This window comes from Shewanella vaxholmensis, assembly GCF_031932135.1.
In the GTDB taxonomy this organism is placed as follows: Bacteria; Pseudomonadota; Gammaproteobacteria; order Enterobacterales; family Shewanellaceae; genus Shewanella; species Shewanella hafniensis.
Window position 1 is genome coordinate 15,207 of sequence record NZ_JAUOEV010000025.1, and the last position, 19,446, is coordinate 34,652.

Annotated in this window: 14 protein-coding genes; 9 read left to right on the plus strand and 5 right to left on the minus strand. The window is 46.1% G+C overall.

The window, feature by feature from the left end:
* The 3 genes from Q4Q46_RS18255 to pepQ form a co-directional block, all read right to left on the minus strand.
* Positions 1–1,458, minus strand: coding sequence for a TrkH family potassium uptake protein (locus Q4Q46_RS18255; protein WP_107946146.1), 1,458 nt, complete (start codon positions 1,456–1,458; stop codon positions 1–3).
* A 77-nt stretch (positions 1,459–1,535) separates the two neighbouring features.
* The gene (locus tag Q4Q46_RS18260; protein WP_311906693.1) at positions 1,536–2,150 is read right to left on the minus strand and encodes a YigZ family protein; all 615 of its coding nucleotides are present in this window, start codon (positions 2,148–2,150) and stop codon (positions 1,536–1,538) included.
* A gap of 27 nt (positions 2,151–2,177) precedes the next feature.
* On the minus strand, positions 2,178–3,500 hold the full coding sequence (gene pepQ / locus Q4Q46_RS18265; protein ID WP_311906695.1) for a Xaa-Pro dipeptidase: 1,323 nt from the start codon (positions 3,498–3,500) through the stop codon (positions 2,178–2,180).
* 490 nt (positions 3,501–3,990) lie between these two features.
* Here pepQ and fadB point away from each other — a divergent pair, with 490 nt between their 5' ends.
* The 6 genes from fadB to Q4Q46_RS18295 all read left to right on the plus strand — a co-directional run bounded on the left by fadB (position 3,991) and on the right by Q4Q46_RS18295 (position 13,093).
* Entirely contained in the window at positions 3,991–6,141 is a 2,151-nt protein-coding gene (gene fadB / locus Q4Q46_RS18270) for a fatty acid oxidation complex subunit alpha FadB (protein ID WP_311906696.1), read from the plus strand.
* Between the two features lie 22 nt (positions 6,142–6,163).
* Positions 6,164–7,327 carry an acetyl-CoA C-acyltransferase FadA gene (gene fadA, locus Q4Q46_RS18275; RefSeq protein ID WP_006083808.1) on the plus strand — a complete coding sequence of 388 codons (1,164 nt, stop codon included), beginning with the start codon at positions 6,164–6,166 and terminating at the stop codon, positions 7,325–7,327.
* Positions 7,328–7,568: 241 nt separating this feature from the next.
* Positions 7,569–8,732, plus strand: a complete 1,164-nt coding sequence (locus Q4Q46_RS18280; protein ID WP_311906697.1) for a diguanylate cyclase domain-containing protein — start codon at positions 7,569–7,571, stop codon at positions 8,730–8,732.
* 170 nt (positions 8,733–8,902) lie between these two features.
* Positions 8,903–9,148, plus strand: a complete 246-nt coding sequence (tusA, locus tag Q4Q46_RS18285; RefSeq protein WP_259512326.1) for a sulfurtransferase TusA — start codon at positions 8,903–8,905, stop codon at positions 9,146–9,148.
* A 47-nt stretch (positions 9,149–9,195) separates the two neighbouring features.
* Positions 9,196–9,642 (plus strand): MOSC domain-containing protein, encoded by a 447-nt coding sequence (locus tag Q4Q46_RS18290; protein ID WP_268650039.1) that lies wholly within the window; start codon positions 9,196–9,198, stop codon positions 9,640–9,642.
* 262 nt (positions 9,643–9,904) lie between these two features.
* Positions 9,905–13,093, plus strand: a complete 3,189-nt coding sequence (locus Q4Q46_RS18295; protein ID WP_311906698.1) for an amidohydrolase family protein — start codon at positions 9,905–9,907, stop codon at positions 13,091–13,093.
* Positions 13,094–13,270: 177 nt separating this feature from the next.
* Here Q4Q46_RS18295 and Q4Q46_RS18300 read toward each other — a convergent pair whose 3' ends face one another.
* Entirely contained in the window at positions 13,271–13,867 is a 597-nt protein-coding gene (locus tag Q4Q46_RS18300) for a DNA-3-methyladenine glycosylase I (RefSeq protein WP_311906699.1), read from the minus strand.
* Positions 13,868–13,984: 117 nt separating this feature from the next.
* On the opposite strand from Q4Q46_RS18300, the gene glyQ reads away from it, so the two are divergent.
* Both glyQ and glyS read left to right on the plus strand, forming a co-directional pair.
* The gene (gene glyQ, locus Q4Q46_RS18305; RefSeq protein ID WP_219235734.1) at positions 13,985–14,890 is read left to right on the plus strand and encodes a glycine--tRNA ligase subunit alpha; all 906 of its coding nucleotides are present in this window, start codon (positions 13,985–13,987) and stop codon (positions 14,888–14,890) included.
* A 10-nt stretch (positions 14,891–14,900) separates the two neighbouring features.
* Positions 14,901–16,970 carry a glycine--tRNA ligase subunit beta gene (glyS, locus tag Q4Q46_RS18310; RefSeq protein ID WP_311906700.1) on the plus strand — a complete coding sequence of 690 codons (2,070 nt, stop codon included), beginning with the start codon at positions 14,901–14,903 and terminating at the stop codon, positions 16,968–16,970.
* 100 nt (positions 16,971–17,070) lie between these two features.
* Here the strand turns inward: glyS and Q4Q46_RS18315 are convergent, their stop codons facing one another.
* A complete protein-coding gene (locus tag Q4Q46_RS18315) occupies positions 17,071–18,111 on the minus strand; it encodes an HDOD domain-containing protein (RefSeq protein WP_311891278.1) in 1,041 nt (346 codons plus the stop codon).
* Between the two features lie 333 nt (positions 18,112–18,444).
* Here Q4Q46_RS18315 and Q4Q46_RS18320 point away from each other — a divergent pair, with 333 nt between their 5' ends.
* Positions 18,445–19,365: a 5-oxoprolinase subunit C family protein gene (locus Q4Q46_RS18320; RefSeq protein ID WP_006084778.1), complete on the plus strand. Its 921-nt coding sequence runs from the start codon at positions 18,445–18,447 to the stop codon at positions 19,363–19,365.
* The last annotated feature ends 81 nt before the right edge of the window (positions 19,366–19,446 follow it).

Sequence of the window (19,446 nt, forward strand, 5' to 3'; positions counted from 1 at the left end):
TTAATTCTTCCAAAAAGTTGGCGTAAACAAAATCAGTAAGGTAAATACTTCGAGGCGACCAAACAGCATAGCCACGACCAATACCCATTTGGCGCCATCGCCAATACTGGCGTAGTTACTGGCTACCGCACCTAAGCCTGGGCCTAGATTGTTTAAGCAAGCCGCGGTAGCACTAAAGGCGGTAATATCATCTAATCCCATAGCCATGAGTGCAAGCATACAGATCACAAACACCAGCGCATAGGCAGAGAAGAATCCCCACACGGCATCGACAACGCGATCGGGCAAGGCTTTAGAACCGATACGGATGGAGAACATCGCCTTAGGATGAACCAGTCGCTTTAATTCACGCGAGCCCTGTAACAGCAGCAAAATAACCCGAATCACCTTAATCCCACCCGCCGTAGAGCCACCACAGCCACCGATAAAGCTCGAAAATATCAATAGAATAGGTAAAAACAGCGGCCACATGTGGAAGCTTTCAGTACCAAACCCTGCGGTAGTGGCCACGGAAACAGCCTGAAATAAGGCATGATCTAAGGTTTCTTCCGGCGAATCATAAATGCCCGAATGATAAAGCGTGAGGAAACAAATCGCGGTAAGAATGAGTTGAATCGCCACCAGCATCTTAAATTCGGCATCTTTAAAATACACTCTAACGTTAATTCCTCGCCGCGAAAATGCCGCAAAATGCACGCTAAAGTTAACCGCAGAAACGATTAAAAAGAATACACAAATAAGGTTAATCACTGAACTATCGAAATACCCCATGCTAGCATCGTGGGTCGAAAAACCGCCAATAGCGATAGTAGAAAATGAATGACAAACCGCATCGAACACACTCATGCCCGCCAGCCAATAGGCGGTTGCACAGGAAATAGTTAACAGTAAATAGATATACCACAGTGCCTTAGCGGTTTCGGCGATCCGCGGGGTCATCTTACTGTCTTTCACTGGGCCCGGAATTTCAGCGCGATATAGCTGCATTCCCCCTACGCCAAGCACAGGTAAAATCGCCACGGCGAGCACAATAATCCCCATACCGCCGAGCCATTGCAGCATATGACGATAAAACAGAATGGCTTTAGGTAAGAAGTCGAGCCCGACAATCACTGTGGCTCCGGTGGTGGTTAACGCAGAGAAAGATTCGAAGAAACTATCGGTCCAACTGAGGTCGGGTTGACTCGAGAAGATAAACGGTAAAGCACCGATAGAACCCAGTACGGTCCAGAACAGGACCACAATCAAGAAACCCTCTCGGGTACGCAATTCTTCTTTACAGTGGCGATTGGGATACCAGAGCCAGAAACCAATAAATAGGCTGACAAAAAATGCCTGCATAAACGCCGTGCCGCCGCCATCGTTATACCAAACTGCGATCAGTGCTGGTGGCAGCATAGTGATTGAAAATAAACCAATCAGCAGGCCTATGATTCGTATTATGGTTTTATATTGCATTAAGCGAGTTCAATCATTCCATTGGCTGCAAAGGTATTTTCAGCATTTGGGCTATTTTGGCATAATTTACGCAGGCATCACAGCTCAAACTCAGGTCTCAAACTTCCCTGACTGAGCGTCGCCAGCGACTCACACAGTAATGCCTGTTGCTGCCTCCCTATCTCGAACACAATATCGACCGCTTCAGCAAATTGCTTATCGATAATCACGGCATCGACTTGCTGTAATAGATGTTCCACATCGCGCAGCTGCGCATAATCACAATGCAACTTGGCAGGATAACGTAACTGTTTTAGTCGCGTTGGCAATTGAACCAAACCTTGCCTTAAGCCCGACGTATAAGCCCGAACCAGTCCACCTACGCCTAGCTTAGTTCCGCCATAAAAACGCACCACAACAGCGCCCACTTCGCCAATATTTGCCCCTTGCAACACAGCTAACATAGGGCGACCAGCACTGCCTGCTGGCTCACCATCATCACTCGAACCAATCAAGACGCTATCATCCGGTGCGCCAGCCACAAAAGCAGAGCAATAATGGCTGGCGCCGGGATAGTCACGCTTTATGTCAGTGAGTACTAACTTAAATTTTTCAAAGCTATCGCAATGAAAGAGAAAAGAGATAAAGCGGCTATGCTTTATCTCTTCTTCGACCACGATATCTTCACAGGGAACGCTATAACTTTCGAGCACACATCCGCCCTAATCTTTACCCTATGATCAATCGGTCAAACCGAGTTCACGGGTCATGTTCTCGTTTCTATCTTGATGCACTATGACGTTATCTTCGATGCGAATACCACCAAAAGGTCTTAACTCATCAACCGTTTGCCAGTTGATCTGTTGGCCACGACTATCTTGTTTAAGCTCATTGAGCAGAGTATCGATGATGTATAACCCAGGTTCCATGGTCAGCACTTGGTTTGGCGCTAAAATGCGGGTGCAACGTAGGAATGGATGGGCTTCTGGCGCCGCGATATGAGTACCGCGTTCATCGTGGGAGAAGCCGCCAACATCATGTACTTGTAGGCCTAACATGTGACCTAAGCCATGGGGAAAGAAAGCACTGGTTATGCCTTGATCGACCAAACCTTGGGCATCACCTGTGGCTAAATTAAAATCCAATAGCATTTGCGCGACTTTAGCATGGGTGGCCAAGTGTAAATCGGGATAACGCACGCCCGGACGCATCATGTCGATAAGCTCTAGCTGCGCCTTGTTCATCGCAGTGATCAATTCATCGAAACGATTCTTCTCAAATGCGTAGGTTCTGGTGATATCAGAGGCATAGCCAAAGTAACTCGCGCCGGCATCGATAAGAAATGACAAACGTTTCGCAGGGCTTTGGTGTTCAAGTGCGGTGTAATGCAAAATCGCCGCATTTTGGTTAAGGGCGATGATATTGCCATAGGGCACCTCATTCTCGCTCTGGCCAACTGCAGATAAATAGTGCTGCTGGATTTCGAACTCGCTCGCACCATTATAAAAGGCATTTTTAGCAGCCAAATGTCCCTGCACCGCAATTTGATTCGCGCGGCGCATGCATTCTAGCTCATATTCGGTTTTAGTGGTTCTGTGGTAATGCAGATAACTCATCACAGCATCGGGATTACGACTGGTAAAACCCAACACTTCGGCCACATCTAAATGCTCACCTAAATAGGCCCAATTAGCGATATCTGTCGGTAAAAACTCAGCGACCTTATCAGCCTTGGTCAGCAGCTTAATATCGAAATACTCAGTCCAAAACATATCAGGCACATCAGACACTTTGTGCCAAAAATCCACAGGACGATAAAAAATCAGCTGCGGCTTATCACGGCCGTTAACCACCAACCAGCAATTCGGATTATCCAACACAGGCAACCATGCCTTGAAGTGCGGGTTTGCCTTAAAGGGATAATTGATATCATCCAAAAACATCCGATGCGGCTGACCCGAATGGATCACTAAACCAGACAAGGCTTCTCGAGACAAAATCTCTGCGACTCGACGGTTTAACTCGGCAATATGGGCACGATAGTGATGAGCCAACTGATCCATTTGTCATCTCCTGCAATGAATAAAAGTTAATAATATGAGCCGAATTTGCTCACATAATCTTAATCTGATCATGAACAACAGATTCAATCAAAACGCTAAACTGTCACTCAATCTAAAATACATGGCCACTGAACAAACAACATTAAAGCGATAACATCATGATTATCTTTAAGAGTTATGTTCAACCCTAGCATGGCTGCAGCGTTTAAACGTCTAAGGTAAACAGCCACAAAGACCTATTTATCCGCAAAGTGATTTAACGCATTCTAGGTGTTCTACACTCTGTGCAGTGTATCACAAAGGTGAAAAATCACTCTAGCCGACAAGAAATTAAACAGTCGTTTAAATTGGGTGTTGTAATTTATCGAATTTCGAAGCACACTGGCACACAACTGGTCAAATGATGGCCGAAGCTGCTGTGAGATAGAGAGTCGTACTAGCACCAACACATAATGGTGGGTATCACTTTTAAGCCAAAAGGAAGCAAGCAATGATCTACCAAAGTCCTACTATTCAGGTTGAGTTACTCGAGGATAATATTGCCAAGCTGTGCTTTAACGCACCCGGTTCGGTGAACAAATTCGACAGAGAAACCCTCGCCTCGCTCGATGCGGCATTAGACAGCATCAAGCAAGATTCCAATATCAAAGCGTTAGTGCTGACCTCAAGTAAAGATACCTTTATTGTGGGCGCCGACATTACCGAATTTTTAGGCCTGTTCGCACAAGATGACGCCGTATTGCTCTCTTGGGTTGAACAAGCCAACGCAGTCTTCAACAAACTCGAAGATTTGCCTTTCCCAACTGCATCAGCAATCAAAGGCTTTGCCTTAGGTGGCGGCTGTGAAACCATTCTGGCAACCGATTTCCGTATCGCAGACACCACAGCCAAAATCGGTTTACCTGAAACTAAACTCGGCATCATCCCAGGTTTTGGCGGCACAGTTCGTCTGCCACGTGTGATTGGTGCAGATAACGCACTTGAGTGGATTACCACAGGTAAAGACCAACGCGCTGAAGATGCACTGAAAGTCGGCGCTGTTGATGCCGTGGTTGCACCACAAGCGTTAGAAGCTGCTGCGATTCAAATGCTGAAAGATGCTGTTGCTGAAAAGCTGAATTGGCAAGCACGTCGTAACCGTAAACTGTCTGCGCTAACACTGCCAAAACTTGAAGCTATGATGTCATTCACCACAGCCAAAGGCATGGTGTTTGCGGTTGCGGGTAAACACTACCCTGCACCAATGGCTGCTGTAAGCGTGATTGAGCAAGCATCGACTAAAGGTCGTGCTGAAGCATTACAAATCGAACATCAAGCCTTTATCAAGCTGGCTAAAACTGACGTAGCTAAAGCACTTATCGGTATTTTCCTTAATGATCAATTTGTTAAAGGTAAAGCGAAGAAAGCCGGCAAGTTAGCGAAAGAAGTCAACTACGCGGCCGTATTAGGCGCAGGCATTATGGGCGGCGGCATCGCTTACCAAAGCGCCAGCAAAGGCACACCGATTGTCATGAAAGACATTGCCCAGCCAGCATTAGATTTGGGTCTCAATGAAGCCGCTAAACTGCTGTCTGCCCAAGTCGCCCGTGGCCGTTCAACGCCAGAAAAAATGGCCAAAGTACTGAACAACATCACGCCTTCATTAGATTATGCCGCGATTAAACACAGTGATGTTGTCGTTGAAGCTGTTGTTGAACATCCAAAAATCAAAGCACAGGTTTTAGCCGAAGTTGAAGGCTATGTAAGTGAAGATGCAATTATCGCCTCAAACACCTCAACGATTTCAATCAACTTGCTCGCTAAGAGCATGAAGAAACCTGAGCGTTTCTGCGGTATGCATTTCTTCAACCCAGTGCACAAAATGCCTTTGGTCGAAGTTATCCGTGGCGAGCATAGCTCTGAAGAAACCATCGCCTCTGTTGTGGCTTATGCCAGCAAAATGGGCAAGACCCCAATCGTTGTTAATGATTGCCCAGGCTTCTTCGTTAACCGCGTACTCTTCCCTTACTTTGCAGGCTTTAACGGCTTACTTGCCGAAGGTGGCGACTTTGCTGCAATAGACAAAGTGATGGAAAAACAATTCGGTTGGCCAATGGGTCCAGCTTACCTGCTCGACGTAGTCGGTTTAGACACAGGTCATCACGCCCAAGCTGTTATGGCTGAAGGTTTCCCTGATCGCATGGGTAAATCAGGCACTGACGCGATTGATGTGATGTTTGAGAACAAACGTCTTGGCCAGAAAAATGGTAAAGGTTTCTATGTCTATTCAGTCGATAGCCGTGGCAAGCCGAGGAAAGATGTCGATCCAACGAGCTACGGCCTATTGAAAGATGCCTTTGGCGAGTTAAAAGCCTTTGAAGCCGATGACATTATTGCCCGTACTATGATCCCTATGATCATCGAAACCGTGCGCTGTTTAGAAGAAGGTATTGTCGCATCGCCTGCCGAAGCGGATATGGGCCTAGTTTATGGCTTAGGTTTCCCGCCATTCAGAGGCGGCGTGTTCCGTTACTTGGATACCATGGGTGTCGCAAATTTTGTGGCCTTAGCAGACAAATACGCTCACTTGGGCGGTCTGTATCAAGTCACAGATGCGATGCGCACATTAGCAGCCAATAACGGTAGCTACTACCAAGCCTAATTAGCGGGAAAGGAATTTAATCATGAAACAAGCTGTTATCGTAGACTGCATCCGTACTCCGATGGGCCGCTCAAAGGCTGGCGTATTTCGTAATGTGCGTGCAGAAACTCTGTCTGCCGAATTAATGAAAGGTCTGTTGCTGCGTAACCCACAACTCGACCCAAACCTAATTGAAGACGTGATTTGGGGTTGTGTGCAACAAACCCTAGAGCAAGGCTTCAACATCGCCCGTAACGCTTCGCTATTAGCGGGCATTCCAAAGACCGCTGGCGCTGTGACAGTTAACCGCCTATGTGGTTCATCAATGGATGCAATCCATCAAGCTGCGCGTGCGATTATGACTGGCATGGGCGACACCTTTATTATTGGTGGCGTAGAGCACATGGGCCATGTGCCGATGAGCCATGGTGTCGACTTCCACCCAGGTCTTGCTAACAACGTGGCAAAAGCCTCTGGCATGATGGGTTTAACGGCTGAAATGCTGGGTAAACTGCACGGCATTACCCGTGAGCAGCAAGATGCTTTTGCGGTACGTTCACACCAACGTGCCTATGCAGCAACAGTTGAAGGCCGCTTTGCCAAAGAAATTTATGGCATTGAAGGTCACGATGCTAACGGCGCGCTAATCAAGGTCCTGCAAGACGAAGTGATCCGCCCAGAAACCACCATGGAATCTTTGGCTGCACTGCGCCCCGTATTTGATCCAGTCAACGGTACAGTGACTGCGGGTACGTCTTCAGCCCTGTCTGACGGCGCTTCGGCCATGTTAATCATGGAAGAATCTAAAGCGCGCGCACTTGGCTTGCCAATTCGAGCACGCATTCGCTCCATGGCGGTTGCAGGTTGTGACGCGGCGATTATGGGTTACGGTCCTGTGCCAGCCACGCAAAAAGCACTGGCTCGCGCCGGTATTACCGTTGCCGATTTAGATGTGATTGAACTTAACGAAGCATTCGCTGCTCAGTCTTTACCTTGCGTGAAAGACTTAGGTTTAGCGGATGTGGTTGATGACAAAATCAACCTCAACGGCGGCGCGATTGCACTCGGTCACCCACTGGGTTGTTCAGGCGCTCGTATCTCTACGACGCTGATCAACTTGATGGAAGACAAAGACGCGACCTTAGGTTTAGCGACCATGTGTATTGGTTTAGGCCAAGGTATCGCAACCGTGTTCGAACGCGTTTAATTCATTACTCGAATAATTTCAAAGCCGGAACTCGTTCCGGCTTTTTTATGCCAAATATTCTGCCAGCGTAAATATTAATATTTCTCATTTCTTCTGCTGTTCATTTGAAAATCAGTCCGTTATCAACTTAACTACAAGGGCATCACTGGCTATTGTGTCAACCACAGACAAGTAATCATCAGCCAAATCTAGGCAGTGTAGTGCAAGGATGCAATTCGTTGTTTTACCAGAGGAATGCCTGATGCTACAAACGGAACAGACCCTTTTCGAACAAATGCGGATCACTGAGCTGGAGATCGAGTCTCGTAAGGCGCTCTTCTCTTTTACTGCGGCGGACGTAAAGGCCCTGCAATCCTTTAAACCCATCATTGAAGAAAACATAGATAAAATCGTCGATGACTTTTACGGGTTACAAACCAGCGTGTCAGAAATTGCGCTACTGATCGGAGACTCAGACACCCTTGCCCGCTTGCGTACCGCACAGAGAAGATATGTACTCGATTTATTTAATGGTGTTTATGACCTTGAATACGTAAACAATCGCCTGCGGATTGGTTTAGTGCATAAACGTATTGGTGTTGAACCCAAACTTTACCTGTCTGCGGTGCACACACTCAAGGAGTTGATCTATGCAGTGATCAACAGCTCAGTAGAAGATGTACATCATGGCGAACGTATTCGAGCCGCAATTGATAAACTGGTGCTGTTTGATGTCACGTTAGTATTCGATACTTATATTCGCAGCTTAGTATCCGAAATTGAGAACGCTAAGGATAAAGCCGAAAAATATGCCCAAAGCATGGAAAGCAAAGTCAAAGAGCGGACACAGCAGTTAGAAGAACTGTCGCAAACCGATCCCTTAACAGGCATGCTCAACGTTAGGCATTTACAAGAAACGGCAACGCGCATACTCAGGGCTGCCCAAAGGCGTGCCGAACCCGTCAGCGTGATCTACTTAGACGTAGATGATTTTAAGTCATTCAACGACACCCAAGGCCATAGATCTGGGGATGAAGTACTGCGCGCTGTAGCAAAAGCGATTAAAGAAATCACTCGGGCCGAGGATCATTGCTTTCGATATGGTGGAGATGAGTTCTGTATCATCATGCCTAACTGCCGTGAAGAACAAGCTCGGGATAATTTCATCACTCGATTCAATCAAAAAATAAAACTCAGTTTAAACAATATTTCCTTAAGCTTTGGCATTATTGATACAGGGCCCTACGAATACGAAGAAGCCAATAGCTTAATTCATAAAGCCGATCAGCGAATGTATAGCTACAAACGTGCGTCCAAACAGCAGCAACAAACTATGGCGGCAGCAAATGATTTAGTACCTGAGAATAGTACCGCTGATGTCCATTCAATCTCTCAATCTCAAAGCGTTAATAAAGCCGTCGAGTAATTTTTAAACCCATTCGTCATCATGTTCCACGTGGAACATTAAATATCTAACATTCGTATTGATAGAACATCTCAATGAAACCAGATCACAAATTGAAACCGCCAACTTGGTTTATCATGGGGGCTAGAGTAACATTAGCTAATTCTGCTTAACCGTTCAGTAGAGGTAATATGAACGACGCTTTCTCAACCGCGCAGCATAGACTCGATGCTCTTGGTTTACGCTGCCCAGAGCCTGTAATGATGGTGCGTAAAACCGTAAGACAAATGGCTACCGGCGAGACACTGCTGATCATTGCCGATGACCCTGCAACGACGCGCGATATTCCGAGCTTTTGTGAGTTTATGGATCACACCTTAATTGCCAGTGAAACCACACAAACGCCATATCAATATTTGATCAAAAAAGGACTTTAAGTCGTATTCGTTAACGACTTAATCATGAACAAAGGATGTGAGAAACTATGCCAAAACTGCTGGCGATTGCCTATAAAACTGTAAAGCGCGGCCCAATGAATGAAGTTCTCTGTGCCAATGTCACCCAACTCAGTGGCGTAGAGAAAGATGTGTTTGGTCGTCCAGGCAAACGCCAAGTCACTGTGCTTTCTAAACTTCAGTGGCAACAGGCCTGCCATAGTATCGAGGCAGATTTACCTTGGACGACTCGCAGAGCAAATCTGCTGGTTGATGATCTCGTATTTAGCAGTGCCGATGTTGGTAAACATTTACAGATCGGCGAGTTGCGACTTGAAATCACGGGTGAGACCGACCCCTGTAAAAAAATGGAAATAGCACATGTCGGTTTAGAAGCCGCGCTCACGCCAGATTGGCGAGGCGGTGTAACCTGCCGAGTATTGAATGATGCCATGATCCATTTAGGCGATGAGATCACTCTGGTTAATCCAAGCTAATTTTATTCCCAGCTAGTCGGCTCTCTTAGTTAATTCTCCATACTCCTCAGTAAATAGAACCAAGTGACTTGGTTCTACTTCTGCTATGCCAGCTCTCTTATCCATATCGCCATGACTTATCCTTCACTCGGTCATCAATTGAAACAGTATTTACGTTTTCCTTCTTATCTATTTATGCGATAACTAGACTGAGTATTAACAAAAGTTCATCTTAAAATTAATACCACTCAAGCAGTCCATAAGAACGATAACAGGAAGTGACATGTTGAAATCTAAACTTACCCCGCTTTATATCGCCCTCGCTCTAGGTATGAATACCCTCGCCGTTAACGCAGCAGAAACGAAGGAGGCCGAATGGAATGTTAACGCTCCAGCAAATGCTCCCTTAGAGCAAGTCAAAATTGATGTTAATGAAGGCACTTGGATGAACCTTAGTGTCAGTCCAGATGGCAAGCATATTGTCTTCGACTTGCTCGGCGACATTTACCAAATCCCAGTAACCGGCGGTGAAGCTAAGCCATTAGCCCAAGGCATTGCTTGGCAGATGCAGCCCGTCTATAGCCCAGATGGCAAACACATCGCATTTACCTCGGATGGCGATGGTGGTGATAACATTTGGATCATGGATGCCGATGGTAGCAATCCACGAACTGTCACCCAAGAAACATTCAGGTTGCTAAACAGTCCCGCTTGGAGCCCTGACTCTCAGTATCTTGTTGCACGTAAGCATTTTACCGCCAGCCGCAGTTTAGGTGCGGGTGAAGTGTGGCTATACCACGTAGCGGGCGGCGAAGGCGTCAAACTAACTGAACGCCCAAATGATCAGAAAGATTTAGGCGAACCCGCGTACTCGCCCGATGGCCGTTATATCTACTTTAGCCAAGATGATACGCCAGGCAAAACATTCCACTATTCAAAGGACTCAGTTAACGGTATCTACAAAATCAAACGTTATGATACCCAAACCGGTGACATTGAAATTTTGATTGAAGGTACCGGTGGCGCAATTCGACCAACACCAAGTCCTGATGGCACTAAGCTCGCCTATATAAAGCGCGATAATTTTAATTCATCACTCTACCTACTCGACCTTAAGTCGGGAGAGACGACTAAACTGTTTGGCGAACTTGACCGTGATATGCAAGAGACTTGGGCCATTCATGGCGTCTATCCAACAATGGCATGGACACAAGATAACAAGGATATTTTCTTCTGGGCTAAGGGAAAAATTAATCGTCTGAATGTTGCCAATAAAACACTCACAGATATCCCCTTTAGTGTAAAAACTGAGTTAGCCATACAACCCTCGGTGCGCTTTAAGCCAGATATCGATAAAGACGTTTTCGATGTAAAAATGCTACGTATGGCGCAAGTCTCACCGGATGGTAGCAAAGTCGCCTTCGAAGCACTGGGGAAAATTTGGTTAAAATCCTTACCCGATGGCAGAATGTCGCGCTTAACTGATCTAGACAAAAATATTGCAGAACTTTATCCCCAATGGTCGCGCGATGGTAAAAATATTGTTTTCACCACTTGGAATGACCAAGACCAAGGCACAGTACAAGTGATTAGCGCCAAAGGTGGCAAACCTAAGCAGCTAACATCTGAACCAGGAAAGTATGTCGAACCCACCTTTTCACCCAATGGTGAACTCGTAGTGTATCGTAAAACTCAAGGCGGTAACCTCACACCAAGAACTTGGTCGCAGGAGCCCGGGCTATATAAAGTCGATATTAAAGGTAAACAAAATAGCAAGATCAGTACCGATGGCTATCAAGCTCAATTCGGTGCCAATGCCGATCGCATCTTTTTTATGAATAGCAGCGAAGATGAAACGCCGCAATTATCATCGATCAACTTAGACGGCTTCGATAAGCGGGTTCATTACAGCAGCAAACATGCAACTGAATTTAGGGTTTCACCCGATGGTGAGCAACTCGCCTTTGCTGAACGCTTTAAAGTTTGGGTAACACCTTTTGCTAAACACGGCGAGACAGTTGAGATTGGCCCCAATGCCAGCAATCTACCTGTAAGCCAATTGAGTGCCCGTGCGGGCGAAAGTATCAGTTGGAACAGTAAAAGCGACCAACTCTATTGGACTCTTGGCCCCGAACTTTATCAAGCCAAGGTTGATACTCGATATCTCAATAAAGATGAAATGACTCAGCCAAGTATTATCAATTTGGGCTTTACCGAAAAGGCCGATGTTCCACGTGGAACAATCGCCTTCGTCGGTGGCAAAGTGATTACGATGGAAAATAACCAGGTGATTGATAATGGTGTGGTCATAGTCAAAGACAATCATATTGTCGCCGTAGGCGATGCCAATGTTGCGATTCCTAAGGATGCGCAGATCATCGACATCAAAGGCAAATCCATTATGCCAGGACTATTCGATGCCCACGCCCATGGACCGCAAGCAGATGATGAAATTGTGCCACAACAGAACTGGGCGCTGTATTCCGGTTTATCTTTGGGTATCACCACTATTCACGATCCCTCGAATGACACGACAGAGATTTTTGCCGCTTCCGAACAACAAAAAGCAGGACACATAGTTGGCCCACGTATTTTCTCTACTGGTACCATATTGTATGGTGCCAATGCGCCGGGCTACACATCACACATAGACTCCCTCGATGACGCTAAATTCCATCTTGAACGTCTGAAAAAAGTCGGGGCGTTTAGCGTAAAAAGCTATAACCAACCACGCCGAAATCAGAGGCAGCAAGTCATCGCAGCCGCTCGTGAACTCGAAATGATGGTCGTGCCTGAGGGTGGCAGTTTGCTGCAACACAATCTCACTATGGTCGCCGATGGCCATACAACGGTTGAGCACTCACTGCCAGTGGCAGCGATTTATAACGATATCAAACAATTCTGGAGCCAAACTAAAGTCGGTTACACTCCAACCTTAGTGGTCGCCTATGGCGGTATTTCAGGCGAAAACTACTGGTACGATAAAACCGATGTGTGGGCGCATCCACGTCTGTCTATGTATGTCCCCGCCGATATCTTGCAGGCGAGATCCATGCGACGCCCGCATGCTCCAGATGGCCACTATAATCATTTCAATGTTGCAAAAGTCGCTAACGAGCTCAATAAGTTAGGGGTTCACCCAAATATTGGCGCCCACGGTCAGCGTGAAGGTTTAGCGGCACATTGGGAAATGTGGATGTTCGCCCAAGGCGGCATGAGCAATATGGAGGTATTGAAAACGGCCACCATTAATCCTGCGACAACCTTTGGTATGGAACAACAGCTAGGTTCGATTAAAGCAGGTAAGCTCGCAGACTTAATCGTTATTGATGGTGATCCATTAACCGATATTCGCGTTACAGATAAAGTCACTTATACCATGGTCAACGGTAAGCTTTTTAATGCTGAGACGATGAATGAGCTTAATGGGGATAAGGAAAAACGTAAGCCATTTTTCTTTGAAAAAATCTAATCTCAATCAAGATTAGAATGGCTGATTCGCTTTCCTGTTTTAATTATTTGCTTTAACCAGATATCACTCATAAAAATAAAAAGCATGTTCCACGTGGAACATGCTTTTTTATCTCTAGGCTTCTAATACCACAAGCCCCCAACCCTACTTCAATATCGGCAAGCTCTGCGATTAATGTTAATCGTGGTTATGCTGAACGGTACAGGAATCAACACAGGCCTGGTAGGAAATACACTCTACAAGGTGGTCATTCACCATACCCACCGCCTGCATAAAGGCATAACAAATTGTTGGGCCGACGAAATTAAATCCAAGCTTCTTTAACGCTTTTGACATGGCTTCAGATTCTGGCGTTTGCGCTGGAACCTGCGATATAGCAGTAAACTGATTAACTATGGGCTTACCCCCAACAAAGCTCCATAAGAATGCAGAGAAATCCTTCCCATCGGCAGTATAGGCCAAATATCCTTTGGCATTCTTGATAATAGAGTTCACCTTCAAGCGATTGCGCACTATGCCGGGATTCAACATAAGTTCCTCGACTTTCGCCTCATCAAAGCCAGCAATCACTTCTGGTTCAAAATTGGCAAAGGCCTGCTCATAGTTTTGTTGTTTCTTCAGGATCGTAATCCACGATAATCCGGCCTGTTGACCGTCTAAACACAACTTAGCAAACAGCTCCTTAGGATCATAAACTGGCCGCCCCCACACTTTGTCATGATACTCACGATACAAGGGATCATCACTTACCCAGCCACAACGGATCTCTTCCATGGTATATAACCTTATTGTTTTAATTAAGAAGGTAAAAAATAACCTACATAAGCAGATATCTACAAGGTATAATCGAACCCATTTTCTATTCAGGCTGACGGCAGTAGACAAGTAGACATGACGACAAAACACGACGTAAAAACATTTCAGGGTTTCATTCTCACCCTGCAGGAATATTGGGCACAGCAAGGCTGTGCAATCGTTCAACCTCTTGATATGGAAGTCGGCGCGGGAACATTCCACCCACAAACTTTCCTGCGTTCTTTAGGGCCAGAACCTATGAGCAGTGCCTATGTGCAGCCATCGCGCCGCCCTACGGACGGTCGTTACGGTGAAAACCCTAACCGTCTGCAGCACTACTACCAATTCCAAGTCGTGTTGAAGCCTTCACCTGACAATATTCAAGAGCTGTATTTAGGCTCACTGCAAGCGTTGGGTATCGATACTCAAATCCACGATATCCGCTTTGTGGAAGATAACTGGGAATCACCAACACTAGGTGCTTGGGGCTTAGGCTGGGAAGTCTGGCTTAACGGTATGGAAGTAACTCAGTTTACTTACTTCCAACAGGTTGGCGGCATCGAATGCAGCCCAGTCACAGGTGAAATCACCTATGGCCTAGAACGTCTGGCTATGTATATCCAAGGTGTTGATAGTGTTTATGATCTCGTTTGGACCGATGGTCCGCTGGGGCGCATCACCTATGGCGATGTGTTTCATCAAAACGAAGTCGAGCAATCGACCTATAACTTCGAGCACGCCGATGTGGACTTTATGTTCACCCTGTTCGATCAGTGCGAAAAAATGTGTCAGCATTTATTGTCACTGGAAAAACCTTTACCTCTGCCCGCCTACGAGCAAGTGATGAAAGCCTCACACGCCTTCAACCTGCTCGATGCCCGCCACGCCATTTCAGTGACTGAACGTCAGCGTTATATTCTGCGCGTTCGTACTATGGCGAAAGCGGTTGCTGAATCCTATTATCAGGCACGCGAAGCGCTTGGCTTCCCAATGTGTAAGTAGAGGTAAAAAAATGAATTTTGAAAACTTACTCATAGAGTTAGGCACGGAAGAATTACCACCTAAGTCACTGCGTAAACTGGCTGAATCCTTTTTAGCTAACTTTACCGAAGAACTCACCAAAGCCGATTTAGCCTTTAGCTCAGCCGTTTGGTACGCAGCGCCACGTCGTCTGGCGATTAACGTTACCGAACTGGCCCTTGCACAAGCCGATAAAGTGGTTGAAAAACGCGGCCCCGCAGTGAGTTCAGCCTTTGATGCAGAAGGTAAGCCGACGAAAGCCGCCGAAGGTTGGGCACGTGGGAATGGCATTACTGTTGAACAAGCCGAACGTTTAGTGACAGATAAAGGCGAATGGTTAGTCCATAACGCTAAAGTTGAAGGCGTCGAAACCAAAAGTTTGATCGCTGCTATGGCTCAACGTGCACTCGATAAATTGCCCATTCCTAAGCCAATGCGTTGGGGTAATAATAAAACCCAATTTATTCGCCCTGTGCACACCGCGACTATGTTGTTAGGCAGTGAGTTGATTGAAGGGGAATTGCTGGGTATCAAATCGGCACGCACTGTTCGCGGTCACCGCTTTATGGGACTCAAGCAGTTTGAATTAGCCCATGCTGATCACTACCTTGCCGACCTGAAAGAAAAAGGCAAAGTCATCGCCGATTACGAAAGCCGTAAAGCATTGATCAAAGCCGATGCCGAAAAAGCCGCCGCTAAGATTGGTGGTACAGCCGATATCGAAGATAGCCTACTTGAAGAAGTCGCCTCTTTGGTTGAATGGCCAGTGGTATTGACCGCCAGCTTCGAAGAAAAATTCTTAAGTGTACCGTCTGAAGCTTTGGTCTACACCATGAAGGGCGATCAAAAATACTTCCCAGTCTTTGATGACGCGGGCAAGTTACTGCCAAACTTTATCTTTGTGACCAACATAGAATCTAAAGATCCTGCGCAAATTATCTCTGGTAACGAGAAAGTCGTTCGTCCACGTCTTGCCGACGCCGAATTCTTCTTTAATACCGATAAAAAACACACGCTGGAATCACGTTTACCTAGCTTAGAAACAGTCTTGTTCCAACAGCAGCTGGGTACATTAAAAGACAAAGTAAATCGTATCTCTGCCCTAGCCGCCTTTATTGCCGAGCAAACTGGCGCGAATGCGGTTGATGCAGCCCGTGCAGGTTTGTTATCTAAAACCGATTTGATGACCAATATGGTGATGGAATTTACTGATACTCAAGGCACTATGGGCATGCATTACGCCCGCCTCGATGGTGAAACCGAAGCCGTTGCAGTTGCGATGGAAGAGCAATACAAGCCTAAGTTCTCTGGCGATACAGTGCCAAGTGCAGGTGTATCTTGCGCAGTTGCATTAGCAGACAAGCTAGATACTTTAGTCGGTATCTTTGGTATTGGCCAAGCTCCTAAAGGTGCAGCCGATCCCTTTGCCCTACGCCGCGCAGCAATTGGCGTGCTACGTATCATAGTAGAAAACAAGCTACCACTTGATTTAGTTGATCTTATCGCTAAAGCACAAGCACTGCATGGCACTAACTTAAGCAACGCCAATGCAAGCGATGAAGTGTTAGAGTTCTTAATGGCACGCTTCCGCGCTTGGTATCAAGATAAAGGCATTGGTGTTGATGTGATCTTAGCAGTGCTAGCACGTCGCCCAACACGCCCAGCTGATTTTGATAGCCGTATCAATGCGGTATCACACTTTAGAAGCCTAGAAGCTTCTAGCGCACTTGCGGCAGCGAACAAACGTGTATCGAACATTCTGGCTAAGGTTGAAGGTGCTTTACCGACAACGATCAATGCGAGTCTGTTAACCGAAGCCGCAGAACAAGCATTAGCGGCCAAGTTGAACGAGCTACAACCACTGCTGGCACCATTGTTTACCAATGCCAATTACCAACAAGCCTTAACCTTGTTAGCTGGCCTACGTGAAAGCGTGGATCAGTTCTTCGAAGATGTGATGGTAATGGCAGATGATGAAGCGTTGAAAAACAATCGTTTAGCATTGTTGAATAATCTACGCGAGCAGTTCCTGCACGTCGCGGATATCTCACTACTGCAATAACGATACTAACGTTTTTAAATTATCGCTTTATAAAAAACGCGCTCATTAGCGCGTTTTTTATTGCCCTGATTTCTTATATCCAACGTATTACATGGCCTAATCAAAACTGCAGTAGTTTTTGATGTAAGCCATCAAATTGTGTTTGATCTAAGTTAACTTGCTGCAGTAAATTCGCCAGAATCTCAGGGGACAATTGCCCTGCTTGATGCAGCATAGAAATCTCGCTGATCACATTCGCCCGCCATACCACAGCAGCTAGCCCAGCTTGCGGGCGCGAGTTCACACTGGCAAGCTTGTCTAATTCTGTTTCAAAGGTATTGGGTAACTGCCAATGCTTAGCGAGCAATGAACTTAAGGCTAACGATTTCGTCGTCATCACTTGTCTAAATAAACCAGAATTAGGCTGTTCTCCCGGCTCTGCCTGTACAAATGCATCGAGAAGCATTTTAAAAATGGCCAACTTGCCGACATCGTGTAATAAGCCCAATAAAAAAGCCGTATCTTGATCTTCATCGCTTAACTCACTGGCAAGAAAAGCAACCTGCATCGAATGGCGCCAAATTTCAGCCCCAAAACGACGGAAATAGATTGGCTTGATATCCAACATTTCACGCACTAGACAAGTGGTAACAAACTTTCTCAACTGTTCACGACCAAGCTGTACCAAAGCCTGCTGCAAACTGGTGATATCCCTATCGCTACGTTTAAATGCAGGGGAATTACATAACTTAAGCACCTCAATACTCAGTAAAGGATCTTGCTCGATGAGCGCTAATAGGTCCTTAATATCAAATTGTGGATCGGCCAGTTTACGATCTAATTCCAATACTTTTGACGGTAGCTTTAACACTTTCTCGGCGATCACTTGTGGTGATGCCAAGGCCTGCTCTATCTCCGCCATGACTCGACGTTCAAGATTATTGGCTACGCCGCCAGTGTCCTTAACCCGTGTCGGAAATAACAAACTATAAAAGAGAGCAGATAAATCAACAGATACCACGCTAATATCTTCGAGAGGTTTAGCTGGCTTTCGCGCAGGTTCAAACGACTTACCTAAGTCCGTCGTTGAAAAACTTTTGGGTCTCTCTACCGTCGCCGAATCACGAATATTAAACAGCTTATTAAAAAGTGATTTAATCAAGAAGCATCAACCTGTCATTATAAATAATTGTTAAAAAGTCAGTTAAATATTGCCCATCATAAATCCATTTTGATCCGCTAAAGCTATATATAAACACGTTGCAGACATGCTAATGGCTTGCTTAAGTGTAACATATTCAATTCATTTCTGACGTCTACAATCCCGCTATTGCTGCCTTTATAAAGACAATCTTGGTTACAACTTGAAACCTCAAAAAACTTACATTCTGGCATCATTTAGCTGACAATATGTCCACCCTTCATAAAGTGATACGTATTTCGTCTCCCTTTAAGTCATTCACGACATACTCGCCAGCTAACGACGGAATATTTGATGATCGAGGTAATAAAAGCGGGTGCACTAACCACAGTTCAAGATCTCGGACGCATGGGATACCGACATTTAGGTGTAACCCAAGCTGGCGCCTTAGATAGACCTGCCCTGTGTTTAGCAAACCGCCTATTATCAAACCCAGATAACACACCCGTATTAGAATTGACCTTCGGCCAATCGATTTTTTTGTTTAAACGCGACGCTTGGATTGCCTTAACCGGTGCCGATTTCGATGCTCGTATAGACAATAAGCCCATAGTTTGCGGCTGGCGTTACTCCATTAAGGCAGGGCAAAAACTCAGTCTTAGAGGGGGAAATAAAGGCATGCGTGCTTATATTGCCGTTGATGGCGGCGTTAAAGTACCGCTAGTGATGAATTCTGCCGCTACCGATTTAACCTCAGGTATCGGTGGATTTCATGGCCGCGCATTAGAAGCGGGCGATCGCCTGACCTTAGGTTCAGCTCATCCACTAAGAAGGCAAGTTGGCGCAATTCAAAAAAGTTGGGATGGGCATATTCGCGCACTCGCGACCAAGCACACTCAAGCCTTCTCGTTGAAATCTCAGCAAACATTCTGGCAAACACAGTGGCAACTTTCAGCTGAAAGTGATCGTGCGAGTGCAATACTCAAAGGTGATACGTTAACATTGGCGAAGCCATTCCCTGTGCAATCACACACAGTCACGCCCGGAGTGGTTCAAGTGTCCGCTTCAGGGCAACCACTCGTGCTCCTTGCCGATGCGCAAACCACCAGCAGTCATCCTCAAATCGCCGTGATTATTGAAGCCGATCTGTGGAAACTCGCGCAAACTCGCCCAGGACAAACAGTTAAATTCGAATTAGTTGACGATGAACAAGCGGCAACGGCACAAGCGGAATGGCATGACTACTTCTATCGCTTACAACGCAGTCTAGGTTAACGAGCCGCTTAATCATCGCGGCCAAGAAGCATCATCCCGCATTCCTAGCAAGCCGCATTCGACTTCATTCAAATAGTCCCC